Here is a 19332-nt window from a genome sequence, read left to right as displayed (position 1 = left end):
TTTCCCTTCGGTCTTGCGTTTCCGACTCTATCAGACTCTTTCGTGTCCGATTCCCGGTCGAAGCGGCCCCCCGCAGAGCAGGAGAATTTTTACTGCGCTTTCCAGTTCTTCGCTTTCGCGTTTCCCTTTCCGGCGGTTCCAACCTTACCAGACTCTTTTTCGTGCCGTTTCCGGTCCGAATTTGATTCCGGCGGCCGCTGGAGTGGCCTTTGCCTTTCGGCGCATCCGACTTTATCAGAAGTTCTGAGCCAGAATTCGCGCCTTGTTCGGGGTGACTTCTGCACACGAGCGCGCAGGCTGCTTCCCGGTCAGGCGGAGCCGTAAACGTACTGGAGCGGGGCGCCCCGACGCAAATCGGGGGCCCCGCTCCGGAGTTCGCACCTGTCGGGGGGTCAGACCTCGACGACGACGGGAAGGATCATCGGGCGCCGACGGTAGGTGTCGGAGACCCACTTGCCCATCGAGCGGCGGACGAGCTGCTGGAGCTGGTGCGGCTCCACCACACCGTCCTGGGCGGACTTATTGAGCGCCTCCTCGATCTTCGGTACGACGGCAGTGAATGCCGCGTCGTCGATACCGGAGCCCCGGGCCTGGATGTAAGGACCGCCCGTGATCTTGCCGGAGGAACTGTCGACCACGATGAAGACCGAGATGATGCCCTCGTCCCCGAGGATGCGACGGTCCTTGAGGGAGGTCTCGGTGACGTCTCCGACCGAGAGGCCGTCGACGTACACATAACCGGCCTGGACCTTGCCGACGATCTTGGCCTTGCCGTCGACGAGGTCGACGACGACGCCGTCCTCGGCGATGACGATGTGGTCCTTGGGTACGCCGGTGAGGGCACCCAGTTCGGCGTTGGCCCGGAGGTGGCGCCATTCGCCATGGACTGGCATCAGGTTCTTCGGCTTGCAGATGTTGTAGAAGTACAGCAGCTCGCCGGCCGAGGCGTGGCCCGAGACGTGGACCTTGGCGTTGCCCTTGTGGACGACGTTGGCACCCCAGCGGGTCAGGCCGTTGATCACGCGGTAGACCGCGTTCTCGTTGCCCGGGATCAGGGACGACGCGAGGATCACCGTGTCGCCCTGGACGATCCGGATCTGGTGGTCGCGGTTGGCCATGCGGGACAGTGCGGCCATCGGCTCGCCCTGGGAACCCGTGCAGACCAGCACGACCTCGTCGTCCGGCAGGTCGTCGAGCGTCTTGACGTCGACGACCAGGCCTGCGGGGACCTTCAGATAGCCGAGGTCACGCGCAATGCCCATGTTGCGGACCATCGAGCGGCCGACGAAGGCGACCCGGCGGCCGTACTCGTGTGCCGCGTCGAGGATCTGCTGAATACGGTGCACGTGGCTGGCGAAGCTCGCCACGATAATGCGCTTCGGGGCGTTCGCGAAGACCGTGCGCAGGACATTGGAGATGTCCCGCTCGGGCGGTACGAAGCCGGGAACCTCTGCGTTCGTCGAGTCGGAGAGGAGAAGGTCGATGCCTTCTTCGCTCAGCCGCGCGAAGGCGTGCAGGTCGGTGAGACGGCCGTCCAGCGGGAGCTGGTCCATCTTGAAGTCACCGGTAGCGACTGCCATGCCCGCGGGCGTGCGGATGGCGACCGCAAGAGCATCCGGGATGGAGTGGTTGACCGCGATGAACTCGCAGTCGAAGACTCCGATGCGCTCGCGCTGGCCCTCTGTGACTTCGAGGGTGTACGGACGGATGCGGTGCTCCTGGAGCTTCGCCTCGATCAGGGCGAGGGTCAGCTTGGAGCCGATGAGCGGGATGTCCGGCTTCAGCCGCAGCAGATACGGGACACCACCGATGTGGTCCTCGTGTCCGTGCGTGAGGACGATGCCCTCGACGTCGTCGAGGCGGTCCCGGATCGTGGTGAAGTCCGGCAGGATCAGGTCGATTCCGGGCTGCTCCTCCTCAGGGAAGAGCACTCCGCAGTCGACGATGAGCAGGCGGCCGCCGTACTCAAAAACCGTCATGTTGCGGCCGATTTCGCCGAGGCCGCCCAGTGGGGTGACGCGGAGGCCACCCTTTGGGAGCTTCGGCGGGGTGCCGAGTTCGGGGTGCGGATGACTCAAAAGACTCTCCTTACCACGCACGCCACGTACCGCTGAGGCACGTGGCGCGCATGTCATTCGTGCACTTGCTGTTGTCTGTGTTGTCGCTCTTGCGAGTGTTCCTCGCGTATTCAGTTGTGAAGTCTGTGGTTACAGCTGTACCCCACCGGCGGCGAGATCGATCTTGAGCTGCGCCGTTTCCTGTGCGGTGAGTTCCACCAGGGGGAGGCGCAGCGGACCGGCGGGCAGGCCCTGGAGAGCGAGCGCGGCCTTGGTGGTGATCACACCCTGGGTGCGGAACATGCCGGTGAAGACCGGCAGGAGCTTCTGGTGGATCTCCGTGGCCTTCTGGACGTCGCCGCCGAGGTACGCCTCGATGAGGGCACGCAGGTCGGGGGTGACGACGTGGCCGACGACGGAGACGAAGCCGATGGCGCCGACCGAGAGCAGCGGCAGGTTCAGCATGTCGTCGCCGGAGTACCAGGCGAGGCCGGACCGGGCGATGGCCCAGCTGGCACGGCCCAGGTCGCCCTTGGCGTCCTTGTTGGCGACGATGCGCGGGTGCTCGGCGAGGCGGACCAGCGTCTCTGTGTCGATCGGCACACCGCTGCGCCCGGGAATGTCGTAGAGCATCACCGGCAGACCGGTGGCGTCCGCGACGGCCGTGAAGTGGCGGCAGAGGCCTTCCTGCGGCGGCTTGTTGTAGTACGGCGTCACCGCGAGGAGGCCATGGGCGCCGGCGCGCTCGGCCGTGCGGGCCAGCTCGATGCTGTGACGGGTGTCGTTGGTGCCGATGCCCGCAATGACATGGGCCCGGTCCCCCACGGCTTCCAGGACAGCCCGTACGAGCTGGTCTTTCTCCGCGTCGCTGGTGGTCGGCGACTCGCCGGTGGTGCCATTGATGATCAGGCCGTCGTTGCCTGCGTCCACCAGATGGGAGGCGAGCCGCTGGGCGCCGTCGAGGTCGAGTCCGCCGTCCGCCGTGAAGGGCGTGACCATAGCGGTGAGGACCCGCCCGAAGGGGGTCTGCGGAGTGGAGATCGGAGCCATGGGTAACACGCTACTCGTTGCTCAGCGCGCGGTGTCCCCTTGGGGGGACAAGGGATAGGAGCCCGGCACTGCCTGCTCGGGGGTTCAAGCAGTGCCGGGTCCGTTTGATCAGCCTAGATGAACTTCACGAAACGCCGCAATACGGACACCGCCTACGGAGCTACGCGTCCATTCTTGTTGAAGGCTGCATGGGTGAGCGGCATGAGCTGTGCCCAGTGCTCCTCCATCTGTTCGCCGACCATTTCGATCTCCCGCTGCGGGTAGGACGGCACCTTCGCCAGCTCGTGCTGGGTGCGCAGGCCGAGGAAGTGCATCAGCGAGCGGGCATTGCACGTGGCGTACATCGACGAGAACAGCCCCACCGGAAGCACGGCGCGGGCGACCTCGCGGGCGACTCCGGCGGCGAGCATCTCCTGGTACGCCTCGTACGCCTGGCGGTACGAGTCCTCCATCACACGGCCCGTGAGCTCCTGCTGGGCCGCGGTGCCCTCGACGAACTCGTACTTGCCGGGGCGGCCCTCCTGGACGAGCTTGCGGGCCTCACCAGGCACGTAGAAAACCGGCTCCAGCTCCCTGTACCGGCCCGATTCCTCGTTGTACGACCAGCCGACCCGGTGACGCATGAACTCGCGGAACACAAAGATCGGGGCGCTGATGAAGAACGTCATCGAGTTGTGCTCGAACGGGGATCCGTGGCGGTCACGCATCAGGAAGTTGATGAGCCCCTTCGAACGCTCCGGGTCCTTGCTGACCTCCTCCAGGGACTGCTCTCCGGCCGTGGAGACACGGGCGGCGAACAGGACGTCGGAGTCGGCTGCGGAGTGCTTCACCAGCTCGACGGTGACATCGCTGCGGAAGCTGGGCTTTGCGGGCTCGGGGGTCTCGGTCACCGGCAGGGGTCCTTCCAATTGCGTCGCTCGGGCGGCGCCCACTCTACGGGCCGCTACTGACAACGAGGCGCGGAAGGCCCATCCGGGGATTTCTTCGGCCAATTCGGTGATTCGGGGCACCTAACGAGCCCACAGTGCGTCTGACTCAATAGCAGCACCCGTAACACAGATCAAGGAGACTTTCCTCATGTTCCGCCGGCGTGAAGCCGTTCCGTTCGCCTTCGTGGCCGAGGCCGACCGATTCCGCAGTAACGTCGCCCCGCCGCCGCGGGAACGCGCCACTGTCGCCCAGCTGGCGGCCCGTTCCCTCGTGGTGCTGACAGTGATCGCCGGCCTTGCCGGATCATTGATCCTCGGCCTTCCCGCTCTTGCCCCGGCCGAAGCTCCTTCGCACACTCAGCAGACCGAGGCCTCCCACGGCCACTGACTCGTACGGGGCCCCTGGGGTGGTAGGGGCAGTGGCGTGGTCGATAGCCTCACCGGGCACAGCAATCGAGCGTGCTTGTGAGTGAGGATCAGTCGTGCCCCTGCCCTTTCTGACGGCCGACCGCGCGTTTGACGCGAGCGTTGAGGACATCGCGCTGCCGTTCGACGACCACGACAGCTGGCGGCGCCCCTACCGCCCCGGGCCGTGGCGGGTCGCAGCGGCGGCCACCCTGTTGTTGCTCGCCTCGTACGTGCTGATCGCAGGCATGATCATCGCGTTCGCCGGGGCGCTGTCCGGGGCCACCGCATGTCTCGGGCTCGCCCTTGTGATGATCCTCTGCGCCCTGCGGATGCTGCGGGTCGGCGCCTGGGTGAGCCGGCGCGGGGTGCGGCGGGTGGGGTTCCTGGTCACGACGACCGTTCCGTGGAACCGGGTCACCGCCATCCGTACGGTGCAGCAGCCAGTGAAGTGGCTCGGTTTCCCGCGCGCGGTGCAGGGGCAGGCCCTGATCGTCGTACGTCAGGCTGGCGATGCCGTTCCGCCGCTGCTCACCGACAGCAACGCGGACTTCCTGGGGCGCGGCGAGGCGTTCGACCGGGCCGCGGACACGATTGAGGCCTGGGGGGACGAGTACCGGCGCAGCTAGCCGGACACCCCCTGGGGCCTCGAGCTCGTCCGGCCACCGGTTCTGTCCTCGGTGGCCGGACGAGCTCGAAGGATGCCCTCAGTCGCCGGACGGGCTCGATGTGGCGGACGAGCTCGATGCGACCGACGGGCTTGATCCTGTCGTGTGGAGGGCGATGGCGCGCTGCATGGCCTTGCGGGCGCGCGGGGTGTCCCGGGCGTCCTGGTAGGCGACGGCGAGCCGGAACCAGCAGCGCCAGTCGTCCGGGGAGTCCTCGGTCTCCTCGCGGCGCCGTTCGAAGACGGCGTCGGCGGAGTCGCGGTCGATACGGCCGGCCGGGGTACGGACCAACTCGTCGACGGGCAGGCCGCCCTCGGCGTCCAGCTCCGTGGCGAGGGCGTTGGCCCTGCGGACGAACTGGGTGTTCTTCCAGAGGAACCAGATGCCGATCACCGGCAGGATCAGCACCGCGACCCCGAAGGTGACCGTGAGCAGCGTGCCGTGCTTGATGAGCAGCAGGCCACGGCTGCCGACCAGGCCGAAGTAGAAGACCAGGACGGCAGCGGTGACAAGGTAAGTGATCTTTGCGCGCATGGCGGTGGGCTCAGTCAGTTCAGGTCGAGGAAGTGTTCCAGGCCGAAGGTGAGGCCCGGAGTGGTCACCACACGGCGTGTGCCCAGCAGGATGCCCGGCATGAAGCTGCTGTGGTGCAGGGAGTCGTGGCGAATGGTGAGGGTCTCACCCTCACCGCCCAGCAGTACTTCCTGGTGGGCGAGGAGGCCACGGAGCCTGATCGCGTGGACCGGGACCCCGTCGACGTTCGCGCCGCGCGCACCGTCGAGCGCCGTGGCCGTGGCGTCGGGCTGCGGGGCGCAGCCCGCCTTCTTCCGGGCTTCGGCGATGAGCTGGGCGGTACGGGTGGCGGTGCCGGAGGGGGCGTCGACCTTGTTGGGATGGTGCAGTTCGATGACCTCGACGGACTCGAAGTAGCGGGCGGCCTGCTCCGCGAACTTCATGGTGAGGACGGCGCCGATGGAGAAGTTCGGCGCGATGAGCACACCGGTCTCCGGGGAGCCGGAGAGCCAGGTGTTCAGCTGCGCGAGCCGTTCGTCGGTCCAGCCGGTGGTGCCGACGACCGCGTTGATTCCGTGCCGGATGCAGAAGTCGAGGTTTCCCATCACCGACGCGGGTGTGGTGAGTTCGACCGCGACCTGGGCACCGGTTTCCGCGAGCGTCTCCAGCTTGTCGCCGCGGCCGAGTGCGGCCACCAGTTCCATGTCGTCGGCGGCCTCGACGGCTCGTACCGCTTCGGATCCGATACGGCCCTTGGCGCCGAGAACGGCCACGCGCAGCTTGCTCATTGCTCTGCTTCCTTACGGGTGGGTTGAGGAGACCGCTTCGTCGAGGCGGTCGGCCTGCTTGTCCTTGAGCGGGCCGATGACGGAGAGCGAGGGGCGCTGTCCGAGTACCTCGCCGGCCACTGCCCGGACGTCGTCCGGGGTCACCTGCGCTATCCGGCTCAGCATGTCGTCGACCGACATCTGCTCGCCCCAGCACAACTCGCTCTTGCCGATCCGGTTCATCAGGGCGCCGGTGTCCTCCAGGCCGAGGACGGTGGAGCCGGACAGCTGGCCGATGGCGCGGCCGATCTCCTCGTCGCTCAGTCCGTCGGACGCTACCCGGTCGAGCTCGTCGCGGCAGATCTTCAGCACATCGTGGACCTGGCTGGGCCGGCACCCCGCGTACACGCCGAAGAGTCCGCAGTCGGCGAAGCCCGAGGTGTACGAGTACACGCTGTAGGCAAGGCCGCGCTTCTCCCGTACCTCCTGGAAGAGGCGGGAGCTCATCCCGCCACCGAGGGCGGTGTTGAGTACGCCGAGTGCCCAGCGGCGGTCGTCGGTACGGGCGAGGCCGGGGACGCCGAGGACGACATGGGCCTGCTCGGTCTTGCGGTTCAGCAGCTCGACCCGGCCCGCGGTGCGCAGGGCGCGGGAGCCTTCGCGCGGTGCGACCGGGACGGCGTCGGTACGGGACAGCGCGCCGGCGCGCTCGAAGGCCTTGCGGACCTGGCGTACGACCGTGGCGTGGTCGACGTTGCCGGCGGCGGCGACGACCAGGTGGGTGGGGTCGTAGTGCTTCTTGTAGAAGCGGGCGATCTGGCCGCGGTTCAGTGCGTTGATCGTGTCGACGGTACCGAGGACCGGGCGGCCCAGGGGCGTGTCGCCGAGCATCGTGTGCGCGAACAGGTCGTGCACGCAGTCGCCCGGGTCGTCCTCGGTCATCGCGATCTCTTCGAGGATGACGCCACGCTCGGCGTCGACGTCCTCGGCGGCGATCAGCGAGCCGGTCAGCATGTCGCAGACGACATCGATGGCCAGCGGCAGGTCGGTGTCGAGGACCCGCGCGTAGTAGCAGGTGTACTCCTTCGCCGTGAAGGCGTTCATCTCGCCGCCGACCGCGTCGATCGCGGACGAGATGTCGAGGGCACTGCGCTTGGCCGTGCCCTTGAAAAGGAGGTGCTCGAGGTAGTGCGTCGCGCCGTTCAGGGCGGGCGTCTCGTCGCGTGATCCGACGTTGGCCCAGATCCCGAAGGTGGCGGAGCGTACGGAGGGCAGGGTCTCGGTGACGATGCGCAGACCGCCGGGGAGCACCGTACGGCGGACGGTTCCGATGCCGTTGGTGCCCTTGAGAAGCGTTTGGGTACGGGCGACGGCCCGCGCCTCCGAGGAGGTGCGGGCCGTCGTCACGGAACTACGGGACGTCACTTGGCAGCGTCGTCCTTCTTCTCGTCCTCTTCGCCCTCGATCACGGGGATGAGGGAGAGCTTGCCGCGGGAGTCGATCTCGGCGATCTCGACCTGGACCTTGGCTCCGACCGCGACCACGTCCTCGACGTTCTCCACGCGCTTGCCACCGGCGAGCTTGCGGATCTGCGAGATGTGCAGCAGGCCGTCCTTGCCCGGCATGAGGGACACGAACGCACCGAAGGTGGTGGTCTTGACGACCGTACCCAGGTAGCGCTCGCCGACCTCCGGCATGGTCGGGTTGGCGATCGCGTTGATCGTGGCGCGGGCGGCCTCGGCCTGCGAGCCCTGCTGGGCACCGATGTAGATGGTGCCGTCGTCCTCGATCGTGATGTCGGCGCCGGTGTCCTCCTGGATCTGGTTGATCATCTTGCCCTTGGGGCCGATGACCTCACCGATCTTGTCCACCGGGATCTTGACGGTGATGATCCGCGGGGCGTTGGGGGACATCTCGTCCGGGACGTCGATGGCCTCGTTCATCACATCGAGGATGTGGAGGCGGGCGTCGCGGGCCTGCTTCAGCGCGGCGGCCAGGACCGAGGCGGGGATGCCGTCGAGCTTGGTGTCGAGCTGGAGCGCGGTGACGAACTGCTTCGTACCGGCGACCTTGAAGTCCATGTCACCGAACGCGTCCTCGGCACCGAGGATGTCGGTCAGGGCGACATAGTGGGTCTTGCCGTCGATCTCCTGGGAGATCAGACCCATGGCGATACCGGCGACGGCGGCCTTGAGCGGCACACCGGCGTTCAGCAGCGACATGGTGGACGCGCAGACCGAGCCCATGGACGTCGAGCCGTTGGAGCCCAGCGCCTCGGAGACCTGGCGGATCGCGTAGGGGAAGTCCTCGCGCGACGGCAGCACCGGCACGATGGCGCGCTCGGCGAGCGCGCCGTGGCCGATCTCGCGGCGCTTGGGCGAGCCCACACGGCCGGTCTCACCGACGGAGTACGGCGGGAAGTTGTAGTTGTGCATGTAGCGCTTGCGGGTCACCGGGGAGAGGGTGTCCAGCTGCTGCTCCATGCGGAGCATGTTCAGGGTGGTGACGCCCAGGATCTGGGTCTCGCCACGCTCGAACAGCGCCGAGCCGTGCACGCGCGGGATGGCCTCGACCTCGGCGGCGAGCGTACGGATGTCCGTGACGCCACGGCCGTCGATGCGGACCTTGTCCTTGATGACGCGCTCGCGGACCAGCTTCTTGGTCAGCGCGCGGTAGGCACCGGAGATCTCCTTCTCGCGGCCCTCGAACTGCGGGAGCAGCTTCTCGCCGGCGATCTCCTTGATGCGGTCCAGCTCGGCCTCGCGCTCCTGCTTGCCGGCGATGGTGAGCGCCTTGGCGAGCTCGGTGCTGACCGCAGCGGTGAGCGCCTCGAGGACGTCATCCTGGTAGTCGAGGAAGACCGGGAACTCGCCGGTGGGCTTGGCAGCCTTGGCGGCGAGGTCCGACTGGGCCTTGCAGAGGGCCTTGATGAACGGCTTCGCGGCCTCGAGACCGGCGGCGACGACCTCTTCGGTCGGAGCCTCGGCACCGTCCTGGACGAGCTGGATGGTCTTCTCGGTGGCCTCGGCCTCGACCATCATGATCGCGACGTCGCCGTCTTCCAGGACGCGACCGGCGACGACCATGTCGAAGACGGCGTCCTCGAGCTCGGTGTGCGTCGGGAAGGCGACCCACTGGCCCTTGATCAGGGCGACACGGGTGCCACCGATCGGGCCGGAGAAGGGCAGGCCGGCCAGCTGCGTGGAGCAGGAGGCGGCGTTGATCGCGACCACGTCGTACAGGTGATCGGGGTTGAGCGCCATGATCGTCTCGACGATCTGGATCTCGTTGCGCAGGCCCTTCTTGAAGGAGGGGCGCAGCGGCCGGTCGATCAGACGGCAGGTGAGGATCGCGTCCTCGGAGGGGCGGCCCTCGCGGCGGAAGAAGGAGCCGGGGATCTTGCCCGCGGCGTACTGCCGCTCCTCGACGTCCACCGTGAGGGGGAAGAAGTCGAGCTGGTCCTTCGGCTTCTTGGAAGCCGTGGTGGCCGACAGCACCATGGTGTCGTCGTCCAGGTACGCAACGGCGGAGCCGGCGGCCTGCTTGGCCAGGCGGCCCGTCTCGAAGCGGATGGTGCGGGTGCCGAAGGTTCCGTTGTCGATAACGGCCTCGGCGTAGTGGGTCTCGTTCTCCACTAGCGTTTTCTCCGATACATATCGTCTTCTCGCCCCCACGCCCGTGTGGCGGGGGACGTGCGGAGAAGCCCTCCATCGGCGGGCCGGTCTTCGATCGAAGCACCCGGGTTGATGTGTCCGGGGGCCACTACCGAGGACCGGCGGCGGGGAGGCTGCTTCTCGCTCGTCTGCAGAACGTTCCGGGACCAGGTTACTGAGATTCGGCTCAGCTTGGCATTCCGGCCGACCGGGCGAGCCGGTCACGTCCCGTTCATGCTGTTGCGCGCACACCTGTACCTACAACAAAGGGAGCGGTTCCCTCAGTCGTGGGAACCGCTCCCTTCACGGCGTCTTACTTGGCGCCGCCGGCCGCACCGCGGCGGATGCCGAGGCGGTCGACCAGGGCACGGAAGCGCTGGATGTCCTTCTTGGCCAAGTACTGCAGGAGGCGGCGACGCTGGCCGACCAGGATCAGCAGACCACGGCGGGAGTGGTGGTCGTGCTTGTGCGTCTTGAGGTGCTCCGTCAGGTCCGAGATCCGACGGGAGAGCATGGCCACCTGGACCTCCGGGGAACCGGTGTCACCCTCCTTGGTGGCGAACTCGGACATGATCTGCTTCTTCGTAGCGGCGTCGAGCGACACGCGGTACTCCTCTTTGATGATTCGATGCGCCCACGAGTGCCCCTGGTCTTGATCTCAGGGGATCTTCCGTTACTCGAGGACGAAGGTCCGATGAGCGCAGCCCTCAGGATGATCCGGGGGCGCGTACACAAACGGCCGTCACACAGCGTACCAGGCCGGCAGAGCCGGGTTGCCGGGGGCTGGTGACCGGGGGCGCCCGGGTGTCTTGTCCGCAATCCGCCGTACGGGCTTGATTGTGCCCGGCCGGGCTGACCCCCTGCCCGGCCGGGGTTGGTTCAGCTGGTGAGGGCTCTGGCTCTGGCGAAGACGTCCAGTACGGCCAGGCAGAGCGGGACCAGGGAGAGGAGGAGGGCGCTCTCCGTGAGGTCGAGGAGGCGGCCCCAGAACGGGGAGAGGCCCTTGCGGGGAATGATCAGGCCGATCGCCGTCAGCAGTGCGGCGCCTGCGGCCACAGCCGCGGAGAGCCAGATCGTACGGATGTCCAGGGAGCCGCTGTCGCCGTACCGGGCCAGCTCCCCCACCAGGTCGGCCGGCGGGTTCAGGGACAGGCCGAGGATCAGCAGGGCGACCGCGCCGATGCCCGCCACCAGGACGCAGGCGACTTGCGAGGTGTAACGGAAGAGGCGCGCGCGCAGCAGCATCGCGAGTCCGGCGGCGAGGGCGAGGAGCCGGCCCCAGACGTTGTCGGAGAAGCCGAGAACGGCGGCGGACCCGACGACGACGGCCGCGCAGCCGCCGACCAGGCCGAGCAGCATCTCGTGACCCCGGCGGGCCTGGGCGGCGATGCGGTCGGCGTCGACGGGAACGCCATCGGGCTCCGGCAAGGCGTTCGGGTCCGCGAAGCTGTCGTCGTAACCCCCCGGGGCGGTGCGTGGCGATGCGTATCCGATGGGCAGGCGGGCGAAGCGGGCGGAGAGGCCCGGCAGGAAGGCGACGAGCCCGAGGCCGACCGGGGCGCAGACCGCGGCGGTCCCGGTGGCGGAGGCCCCGGTGAGGATCGCGAGAAAGCCGGCGAGGGTGCCGACGGTGGCGACGAAGGTCGCTGCGACGAACGGGGCGTCGCCGCTCGGGGTCAGGGCGACCAGAACGACGGACGCGACCAGGACGGCCACGCAGCCGAGCAGGAACTGCAGTCGGCCGGGGCCCTGGCCGGTGTCCGGGCCGATGATGCCGGAGCCCGTGATGAGCAGGAGGGGCAGCGCGCCGAGGCCGAGCGCAACGGCAGTGGCCCGGTCCCCGTAGACCCGGGCGCGTACCCCCGCGAACGCGGTGAGCAGCAGTCCGGCGGAGCCCGCGACGATGCCGGGCAGGCCGTGCATGTCGTGCCGGACGGGGTCGGCGAACCAGAGGACGAAGCCCATCAGTACGAGGAGCAGGACGCCGCCCAGCAGACCGGCCCCGCGCAGCAGTGCGTCGCTCCACAGGTGCCGGTCGCGGGTGACGGCCGAGGCGACGGCGTCCGACACGTCGTCGAAGACCGCGGGCGGCAGTGACTGTGCGAACGGGCGCAGGCTGAGCAGTTCGCCGTCGAGCACCTGCTGGGCGGCGAGCGTGCGCGCACCGTCGAGGACCGTGCCGTCGCGGCGCACGAGGTGATAGCCGGTGGGGTTGCCGACTGCCTGGGTCTGGCCCGTGAGTCGGAGGATCTCCGGGTAGATGTCGGCGACCGCGATGTCCTCCGGCAGAGCGACGTCGATACGGCTGTCGGGCGCCACGACAGTGACGCGGCAGAAGCCCGTCGCTGCAGTCGTACTCACGTGTCTGGTCCCCCTGATTCGCGGTTGCGCACGGTGCGCGCGTCACCCTACCGGGAGGAGGAAAGGTCATCGGCAAGTAGGATCACCGTCGCGCGGAGGGACGTCCGCAAGCAAAGGCAGCCACGGGGGGCTCCGGTGCGGGTTCGACCGGCCTTCCGCCCGTCCGTACCGAGGGATTGATGTTCCGGTGAGCCAGATCGTCGTGAAACGACCTCCGCGGTCCCTGCCGCCCGAAGTGCCCACGGACGCGCTGACGTTGGAGGCCCCTCCCGAACTGCCGCGCGGGCAGCAGGAGGGCATGCTGATGCAGATCCTGCCGGTGCTCGGCATGGGTTCGTCGGTGGTCTTCTTCTTCTCGCCGCAGGCCCCGCCGTTCATGCGCATCATGGGCGTTCTGATGCTGGTCTCGACCGTCGGCATGGTGATCGCGCAGCTGGTCCGCCACCGGCGCGGTACGCAGGGGCAAATGGCAGATGTGCGGCGCGACTACCTCAAATACCTGGCACAGACGCGGCGTACAGTGCGCCGGACCGCGCGCGCCCAGCGTGACGTGCAGCTCTATCTGCAGCCCGCTCCCGAGCAGTTGTGGTCGGTGGTCGCCGAGGGCAGCCGGGTGTGGGAACGGCGGGTCGGGGACCACGACTTCGGGCAGGTGCGGATCGGGCTCGGGGCGCAGCAGCTGTCGACTCCGCTGATTGCCCCCGACACTGCGCCGGTGGATGAGCTGGAGCCGATGTGTGCGGGGGCGATGCAGCAATTCCTCGCGGTGCACGGGTCGTTGGATGGTCTGCCGATGGCCGTGTCGATGCGGGCCTTCTATCACGTGACGGTCTCCGGTCAGCCGGAGGCGGCGCAGTCGGCGGCCCGGGCGCTGGTCGCACAGCTGGTGACGCTGCACTCCCCCGAGGATCTGATGGCCGCCGTGGTGGCGGCGCCGAATGCGGTGGCGCGCTGGGACTGGACGAAGTGGCTTCCGCACGCGCAGGTGCCGGGACAGGTCGACGGGGCCGGTACGAAGCGGTTGTTCGGCGACGATCTGGGTGAGCTGGAGCAGCTGCTGGCGAGCCGGCTCGACGGGCGGCCGCGGTTCGGGCGGGAGAGTCAGCCGCTGCTGGACCAGCCGCACATCGTGGTGGTGCTCGACGGCGGGATGGTGCCGCCGGATTCGCTGTTCGCGGCGGCCGAGGGACTGCAGGGTGTGACGATCGTCGAGGTCGTCCCGGGTGAGCTGGACGAGCCGCGCGGCGGTCTGTCCGTGGTGGTGCGGCCGGGCTTGCTGCGGCTGGAGTCGGGGGCGGGGCTGGCGTACGAGGGTGTGCCGGACGGGATGTCGCTGCCCGCGGCCGAGGCGCTGGCCCGGCAGCTCGCACCGCTGCGCATGGGCGGGGGGGACGACGACGAACCGCTGCTCGCCAACCTGGACTTCACGGATCTGCTGAACCTCGGGGATGCGGGTTCGGTCGATGTGGCGCGCACCTGGCGGCCGCGGTCGGTCTCGGAGCGGCTGCGGGTGCCGATCGGGGTCGGCGAGGACGGTCAGCCGGTGATGCTGGACCTGAAGGAGGCCGCGCAGGAGGGCATGGGGCCGCACGGGCTGTGTGTCGGTGCGACGGGTTCCGGCAAGTCGGAGCTGCTGCGGACGCTGGTGCTGGGGCTCGCGGTCACGCACTCCTCGGAGACGCTCAACTTCGTGCTGGCGGACTTCAAGGGTGGTGCGACGTTCGCCGGGATGTCGCACATGCCGCACGTGGCGGCGGTCATCACCAACCTGGCGGACGATCTGACGCTCGTCGACCGCATGGGCGCTGCCATCCGCGGTGAGCTGCAGCGGCGGCAGGAGCTGCTGCGGTCGGCCGGCAACTACGCCAACATCCACGACTACGAGAAGGCGCGGGCGGCGGGCGCGGCGCTGGAGCCGCTGGCCTCGCTGGTCCTGGTCATCGACGAGTTCTCCGAACTGCTTGCCGCCAAGCCGGACTTCATCGACATGTTCATCCAGATCGGCCGCATCGGCCGCTCGCTGGGTGTGCATCTGCTGCTCGCCTCACAGCGCCTGGAGGAAGGCAAGCTGCGCGGTCTGGACACCTACCTCTCCTACCGCATCGGGCTGCGTACCTTCTCGGCCGCCGAGTCGCGTACGGCACTGGGGGTGCCGGACGCGTATCACCTGCCGTCGGTGCCGGGTTCCGGTTATCTCAAGTTCGGCACGGACGAGATGACCCGGTTCAAGGCGGCGTACGTGTCGGGGACGTACCGCACGGGTGGTCCCGATCTGTCGGTGGGGACGCTGCCGGTCGAGCGGCAGCCCGCGGTGTTCAGCGCACTGCCGGTGCCGGTGGTGTACGCGGCGCCGGACCCGGCACATGTGGTTGCCGCGCGGACGAGTGCGGAGGACGACGCGCTCGCGGACACGGTGCTCGATGTGATCGTGCGGCGCCTCGAGGGACAGGGGGTGCCCGCCCATCAGGTGTGGCTGCCGCCGCTGGACCGGGCGCCGACGCTGGACCACCTGCTGCCGGGGCTCGCGCCGACCGCGGACCGGGGGTTCACGGCGACGGAGTACACGCGGCAGGGCGGGCTGACCGTTCCGCTCGGCCTCATCGACAAGCCGTTCGAGCAGCGGCGTGAGGTGCTGTACCGGGACTTCTCCGGTGCGGCGGGCCACATGATGGTGGTCGGCGGTCCGCAGTCCGGGAAGTCGACGTTGATGCGGACGCTGATCTCGTCGTTCGCGCTCACCCACACCCCGCACGAAGTGCAGTTCTACGGGCTCGACTTCGGTGGTGGCGGGCTGGTCTCGCTGGCGGATCTGCCGCATGTCGGCGGGATGGCGTCTCGGCTGGATCCGGAACGGGTGCGGCGTACGGTCGCCGAGGTCGCGGGGGTGCTGAACCGGCGGGAGGAGTTCTTCCGGGCCCATTCCATCGACTCCGTCGCCACGTACCGGCGCAAGCGCGCCCTCGGTGAACTGCCGGGAGAGCCGTGGGGCGACGTGTTCCTCGTCGTCGACGGCTGGGGCGGCTTCCGGGCCGAGTACGAGACGCTGGAGCAGGTCGTCACGGACATCGCCTCGCGCGGTCTCGGGTACGGCGTCCATGTGGTGATCACGGCTGCCCGGTACATGGAGGTGCGTGCCGCGCTCAAGGACCAGATCCTCGGCCGCCTCGAACTACGTCTCGGCGATGTCATGGACTCCGAGTTCGACCGCAGGGTCGCGGTGAACGTGCCTCAGGGGGTGCCGGGCCGCGGCCAGGTACCGGAGAAGCTGCACTTCATGGGTGCGCTGCCTCGTATCGACTCGGCCGGCAGCGCGGCGGATCTCTCCGACGGTACGGCGGCCTTCGTCGAGACGGTGAAGTCCAACTGGGCGGGCCCTTCGGCACCGGCCGTGCGGCTGCTGCCACGGATACTGCCCGCCGAGCAGCTGCCGAAGGACTTCGAATTCTCGCAGCGCGGCATCGCGATCGGTATCGACGAGACCGATCTGGAGCCGGTGTTCGTCGACTTCGAGACAGATCCGTTCTTCCTGATCTTCGGTGAGAGCGAGTCGGGGAAGACGAATCTGCTGCGCCTGATTGCGAAGCAGATCGCGGAGCGCTACTCCCCCGACGAGGCGAAGCTCGTCGTCGGCGACTACCGGCGGGCCCTGCTGGGTGCACTGCCGGAGAGCCATCTGCTGGAGTACGCGCCGATGGCGAGCTCCATGCAGATGCACATGGAGGCGCTGGCCGGTGTGTTCTCGCGGCGGCAGCCGCCGACGGATGTCACGCCGCAGCAGTTGCGCGACCGCAGTTGGTGGACCGGGCCTCAGATCTTCATCATCGTCGACGACTACGACCTGGTGGCGACGAACGCGGGCAACCCGCTCGCCCCGCTCGCGGAGTATCTGCCGTTCGCCCGGGACACGGGCGTCCGGTTCATCATCGCGCGCAACTCGGCGGGGGCCTCGCGGTCGATGTACGAGTCGTTCATGCAGCGCATCAAGGAGCTCGGGGCGCAGGGCGTGGTGCTGTCCGGCGATCCGTCCGAGGGCGATCTGATCGGGCCGGTACGGGGGCATCCGATGCCGCCGGGGCGCGGGTACTTCGCCTCGCGGCGGCGGGGGAATCCGCTGGTGCAGATCGGGCGGCTGCCGGAGCAGCGCTGAACCGACGAGGCCGGATGTTCCTCCCGATACTGATGTTGTGGGCCGGGGGCGTGGGTGCCGCTCGGGGCAGAGGCGACGCCGGGGTGAACCGGTGCCACAGCAACGCCGCGGGCACCCGCACCCGCGTCGAGCACATGCTCCGATGCGGTTTCCGTGCGGGGCGCGCGGTCTCTACCACCGCGGTGCGGAAGCTGTCCACACCGGGCCTGGGGGGCGCGGGTGCGGGGATAGTCTGCACGCGGGCGACGGACACGCCCCGCCACGGGAGAGGAAGGCACCTGATGGGCACACAGGCGGAGAAGGACGAGCTGTACGCACTCGACATCTCGGGGGTCGAGTGGCTGAGTGCGCCCGGTACGGAAGAGGCCGAGGAGCGCGTCGAGATCGCGCATCTGCCGGGCGGGGCCGTGGCGATGCGGTCCTCGCTGGATCCGGAGACGGTGCTGCGGTACACGGAGGCCGAGTGGCGGGCATTCGTACTGGGCGCGCGGGACGGCGAGTTCGACCTGACGTAGGACGCCGTACGGACGGCAGAAGGGGCGCGCTGCGACGAGCGTGCCCCTTCTGCGTGTGCGGTGCCGAGGTCAGTAGGCCTCGGTGAACAGGCGCGAGGCCTTCACGTCCGTGGCCCGGTAGCTGTCCTTGCCGGACTCGATGATCTTCGCGACGTGCTCCAGGCGGGTCTTCATGTGCTCCGCCTTGCCCTTGTACTTGGACTGGAGGTGCACGTACTCCCCGTGTGCCTCACCGTCCCAGGTGTCGGTGACGACCTTCAGTGCCGCGTCCATCTCCTGGAGGTCCTTGATGATGTTCTGCGAGACCACGCGGATGCGGTTCGCCATCTCCTGGACGCTCTCGTACCTGACCTTGGTGTTCGGGTCGGTCGCCATCTGTCTGCTCCTCGGTGCTCGGCGTGCGTACGGAAGGGGTGCTGCGGCGCGGCTCAGATGCCGTTCAGCCCGGAGGTGTTGCCGGACGACGCCGGCTCCTTCACCGCGTTGAAGGCCGCGCGGACCTCGTCGTCGTTGGCGTTGCTGAGGTTCTTGGTCTGACCCACCGCGTTGAGGAGCACGTGGAGGAGCCGGCGGATCTCGTCGTGGTCCTCGTTGATCACAATCTGTGCGGATGTGAATCCCGAGGCGCCGACACCCGTCCATCCCGCGCTGACCGTCGCGAGGATGTCGGCCAACTCCCTGGACTGCTTGGACACCTGCTCCGCGGTTTCGATGATCTCGTTCTTCGCCTGGACGATCGGATCGTCGGCAAGTCCGAAACCACCTGCGGGATTGGTCATCCGGAGGTCCTATCTCTCAGTTCCCGGTCCCGGCCGCCCATCGCGGCCCGGCTTCCTGCCTGCCCCGTGCGCTCCGGTTGAGGAGTCGGGGAAGTGTGGGGACGGGGAAGGGCGTGGCAGTGCTCCCACGCCCCGAAATCGGATGCGACCACTTCTCGTTCCCCCGTCACACACGTGAAGTCAGCCACCACCCTAGTCACTTCATCATCTCTCCCCAACTGCGCTTTATGGGGTGAGATCCACTTCACCGGGCGGTGCTGTCATCGCACAGCGCGTCGCCGCCGGACATCGCGGACGACCGTAGCGGTGCCGGCGACCACGGAGATCAGCACGGCGGCTATGGCCAGGGCGTAGGTCGCGTACCGCTCGCTGCGTTCCTGCGAGGTCTCCGACAGCGACAGATGCGCGGGCGAAGGGGCCGGGGCCCTGGGCGGGGCCGGGTCGGGGTGCGGGGCGTCCTGTGGGGTGTCGTCGCCGGAGAGTGCGCGGACCGGGTCGACGACGCCCCAGCCGACGAAGTCGTCGTGGCCGGTGACGGAGCGTTCGGCCGTCTGCTCGATCCGGGCGACGATCTGGGGCGCGGTCCATTTCGGGTACTTGGCCCGCATCAGGGCGGCTACCCCGGCGACGTACGGTGCGGAGAAGCTGGTGCCGTTGTCGGTGCACTGGCCGTTGCCGGGGACGGTGGAGACGATGTCGACGCCGGGTGCTGCGACGCCGACGAATGCACCGGCCTGGGAAAAGGCGGCGCGTTCGTTGTTGCGGTCCGACGAGGCGACGGCGAGGACGCCGTCGAAGGCCGCCGGATAGGTGTTCTTCAGCTTGCCGTCCATGCCGTCGTTGCCCGCGGAGGCGACCACGACGACGTTCCTGGCGAGCGCCCTGGCCACCGCCTTCCCCAGCGCGGAGTCCGGAGCCAGCGGCTTCGTCGTGTCCTGGGAGATGTTGATGACCTGGGCGCCCTCGGCGATCGCGTGGTCGATCGCGGTGGCCATCGTGGTGTCCTTGCCGCTGTTCTTTTCGTCGTTCTGGCGGATCGGGATGATCGTGGCCTCGGGCGCCAGGCCGACGAAGCCGGTGCCCTTGCGGGGGCGGGCGGCGATGATGCCGGCAACCTTGGTGCCGTGACCGACCTCGTCGACGGTGCCGTCGCTCCTGCCGCCCTGGAGGTAGTCGGCCCCCGCGGAGGCGTCGACGGCCTCCTGGAGCTGCGGGTTGGTGTCGTCGACGCCGGTGTCGATGACCGCGACGCGGACGCCCTTGCCCTTGGTGTCCTGCCACAGCTCGTCGAGCAGCACCCGCTGCAGCGACCAGGGGCGTCCTTCGTACTGCTGCTTCATCGGAAAGGTGCATTCGCCGCTGCCGTCTATCCCGACGTCGCTCCGGTCGCCGGAGCGTTCGTCGGCGTACGCGGCCTGGGGCGCCGCCAGTGCGGCCAGCGCGGCGGTGGCCGCCGCCAGCAGGGCCGTCCTCCGGTACAACATCTGT

Annotated in this window: 16 protein-coding genes; 4 read left to right on the top strand and 12 right to left on the bottom strand. The window is 68.5% G+C overall.

Features of this window, described 5'->3' with window-relative positions; all coding sequences use genetic code 11:
* Positions 1–392: 392 nt before the first annotated feature.
* The 3 genes from ABZV38_RS25290 to thyX form a co-directional block, all read right to left on the bottom strand.
* Entirely contained in the window at positions 393–2078 is a 1686-nt protein-coding gene (locus tag ABZV38_RS25290; protein ID WP_356330497.1) for a ribonuclease J, read from the bottom strand.
* Between the two features lie 129 nt (positions 2079–2207).
* Positions 2208–3107 carry a 4-hydroxy-tetrahydrodipicolinate synthase gene (dapA, locus tag ABZV38_RS25285; protein ID WP_356330495.1) on the bottom strand — a complete coding sequence of 300 codons (900 nt, stop codon included), beginning with the start codon at positions 3105–3107 and terminating at the stop codon, positions 2208–2210.
* A 152-nt stretch (positions 3108–3259) separates the two neighbouring features.
* Complete coding sequence (gene thyX, locus ABZV38_RS25280; RefSeq protein WP_356330494.1) at positions 3260–3997, bottom strand: FAD-dependent thymidylate synthase; 738 nt, start codon at positions 3995–3997, stop codon at positions 3260–3262.
* A gap of 187 nt (positions 3998–4184) precedes the next feature.
* On the opposite strand from thyX, the gene ABZV38_RS25275 reads away from it, so the two are divergent.
* The gene (locus ABZV38_RS25275; protein ID WP_356330492.1) at positions 4185–4424 is read left to right on the top strand and encodes a hypothetical protein; all 240 of its coding nucleotides are present in this window, start codon (positions 4185–4187) and stop codon (positions 4422–4424) included.
* A 94-nt stretch (positions 4425–4518) separates the two neighbouring features.
* Positions 4519–5070 (top strand): hypothetical protein, encoded by a 552-nt coding sequence (locus tag ABZV38_RS25270; RefSeq protein WP_356330490.1) that lies wholly within the window; start codon positions 4519–4521, stop codon positions 5068–5070.
* A 78-nt stretch (positions 5071–5148) separates the two neighbouring features.
* On the opposite strand, the gene ABZV38_RS25265 is transcribed toward ABZV38_RS25270, so the two are convergent.
* From ABZV38_RS25265 to eccD, 6 genes are all read right to left on the bottom strand, one after another.
* Positions 5149–5643 (bottom strand): tetratricopeptide repeat protein, encoded by a 495-nt coding sequence (locus ABZV38_RS25265; protein WP_356330489.1) that lies wholly within the window; start codon positions 5641–5643, stop codon positions 5149–5151.
* Positions 5644–5657: 14 nt separating this feature from the next.
* On the bottom strand, positions 5658–6410 hold the full coding sequence (gene dapB / locus ABZV38_RS25260; protein ID WP_356330487.1) for a 4-hydroxy-tetrahydrodipicolinate reductase: 753 nt from the start codon (positions 6408–6410) through the stop codon (positions 5658–5660).
* Between the two features lie 12 nt (positions 6411–6422).
* The gene (locus tag ABZV38_RS25255; protein ID WP_356330485.1) at positions 6423–7814 is read right to left on the bottom strand and encodes a pitrilysin family protein; all 1392 of its coding nucleotides are present in this window, start codon (positions 7812–7814) and stop codon (positions 6423–6425) included.
* Positions 7811–10024 (bottom strand): polyribonucleotide nucleotidyltransferase, encoded by a 2214-nt coding sequence (locus ABZV38_RS25250; RefSeq protein ID WP_356330483.1) that lies wholly within the window; start codon positions 10022–10024, stop codon positions 7811–7813. Before ABZV38_RS25250 ends, ABZV38_RS25255 begins: the two co-directional genes overlap by 4 nt.
* 331 nt (positions 10025–10355) lie before the next feature.
* Entirely contained in the window at positions 10356–10646 is a 291-nt protein-coding gene (rpsO, locus tag ABZV38_RS25245; protein WP_030933198.1) for a 30S ribosomal protein S15, read from the bottom strand.
* 275 nt (positions 10647–10921) lie between these two features.
* Positions 10922–12403 carry a type VII secretion integral membrane protein EccD gene (gene eccD / locus ABZV38_RS25240; RefSeq protein WP_356330481.1) on the bottom strand — a complete coding sequence of 494 codons (1482 nt, stop codon included), beginning with the start codon at positions 12401–12403 and terminating at the stop codon, positions 10922–10924.
* Between the two features lie 187 nt (positions 12404–12590).
* On the opposite strand from eccD, the gene eccCa reads away from it, so the two are divergent.
* Positions 12591–16550 (top strand): type VII secretion protein EccCa, encoded by a 3960-nt coding sequence (eccCa, locus tag ABZV38_RS25235; RefSeq protein ID WP_356330479.1) that lies wholly within the window; start codon positions 12591–12593, stop codon positions 16548–16550.
* A gap of 281 nt (positions 16551–16831) precedes the next feature.
* The gene (locus tag ABZV38_RS25230) at positions 16832–17065 is read left to right on the top strand and encodes a DUF397 domain-containing protein (protein ID WP_123462661.1); all 234 of its coding nucleotides are present in this window, start codon (positions 16832–16834) and stop codon (positions 17063–17065) included.
* Between the two features lie 69 nt (positions 17066–17134).
* Here ABZV38_RS25230 and ABZV38_RS25225 read toward each other — a convergent pair whose 3' ends face one another.
* The 3 genes from ABZV38_RS25225 to mycP form a co-directional block, all read right to left on the bottom strand.
* A complete protein-coding gene (locus ABZV38_RS25225; protein WP_356330476.1) occupies positions 17135–17440 on the bottom strand; it encodes a WXG100 family type VII secretion target in 306 nt (101 codons plus the stop codon).
* A gap of 53 nt (positions 17441–17493) precedes the next feature.
* Complete coding sequence (locus ABZV38_RS25220; protein ID WP_356330474.1) at positions 17494–17844, bottom strand: hypothetical protein; 351 nt, start codon at positions 17842–17844, stop codon at positions 17494–17496.
* Positions 17845–18104: 260 nt separating this feature from the next.
* On the bottom strand, positions 18105–19328 hold the full coding sequence (gene mycP / locus ABZV38_RS25215) for a type VII secretion-associated serine protease mycosin (protein ID WP_356330473.1): 1224 nt from the start codon (positions 19326–19328) through the stop codon (positions 18105–18107).
* Positions 19329–19332: the final 4 nt, after the last annotated feature.

It is taken from the genome of Streptomyces sp. NPDC005181 (assembly GCF_040608395.1).
Taxonomy (GTDB): Bacteria; Actinomycetota; Actinomycetes; order Streptomycetales; family Streptomycetaceae; genus Streptomyces.
This window is presented reverse-complemented; position numbering and strand designations above follow the sequence as displayed.

Bases quoted from the DNA above. Each gene is read 5' to 3' on its own strand.
- dapA (WP_356330495.1), bottom strand. From the start codon at position 3,107: ATGGCTCCGATCTCCACTCCGCAGACCCCCTTCGGGCGGGTCCTCACC.
- dapB (WP_356330487.1), bottom strand. From the start codon at position 6,410: ATGAGCAAGCTGCGCGTGGCCGTTCTCGGCGCCAAGGGCCGTATCGGA.
- ABZV38_RS25220 (WP_356330474.1), bottom strand. From the start codon at position 17,844: ATGACCAATCCCGCAGGTGGTTTCGGACTTGCCGACGATCCGATCGTC.
- ABZV38_RS25275 (WP_356330492.1), top strand. From the start codon at position 4,185: ATGTTCCGCCGGCGTGAAGCCGTTCCGTTCGCCTTCGTGGCCGAGGCC.
- ABZV38_RS25225 (WP_356330476.1), bottom strand. From the start codon at position 17,440: ATGGCGACCGACCCGAACACCAAGGTCAGGTACGAGAGCGTCCAGGAG.
- ABZV38_RS25230 (WP_123462661.1), top strand. From the start codon at position 16,832: ATGGGCACACAGGCGGAGAAGGACGAGCTGTACGCACTCGACATCTCG.
- mycP (WP_356330473.1), bottom strand. From the start codon at position 19,328: ATGTTGTACCGGAGGACGGCCCTGCTGGCGGCGGCCACCGCCGCGCTG.
- ABZV38_RS25265 (WP_356330489.1), bottom strand. From the start codon at position 5,643: ATGCGCGCAAAGATCACTTACCTTGTCACCGCTGCCGTCCTGGTCTTC.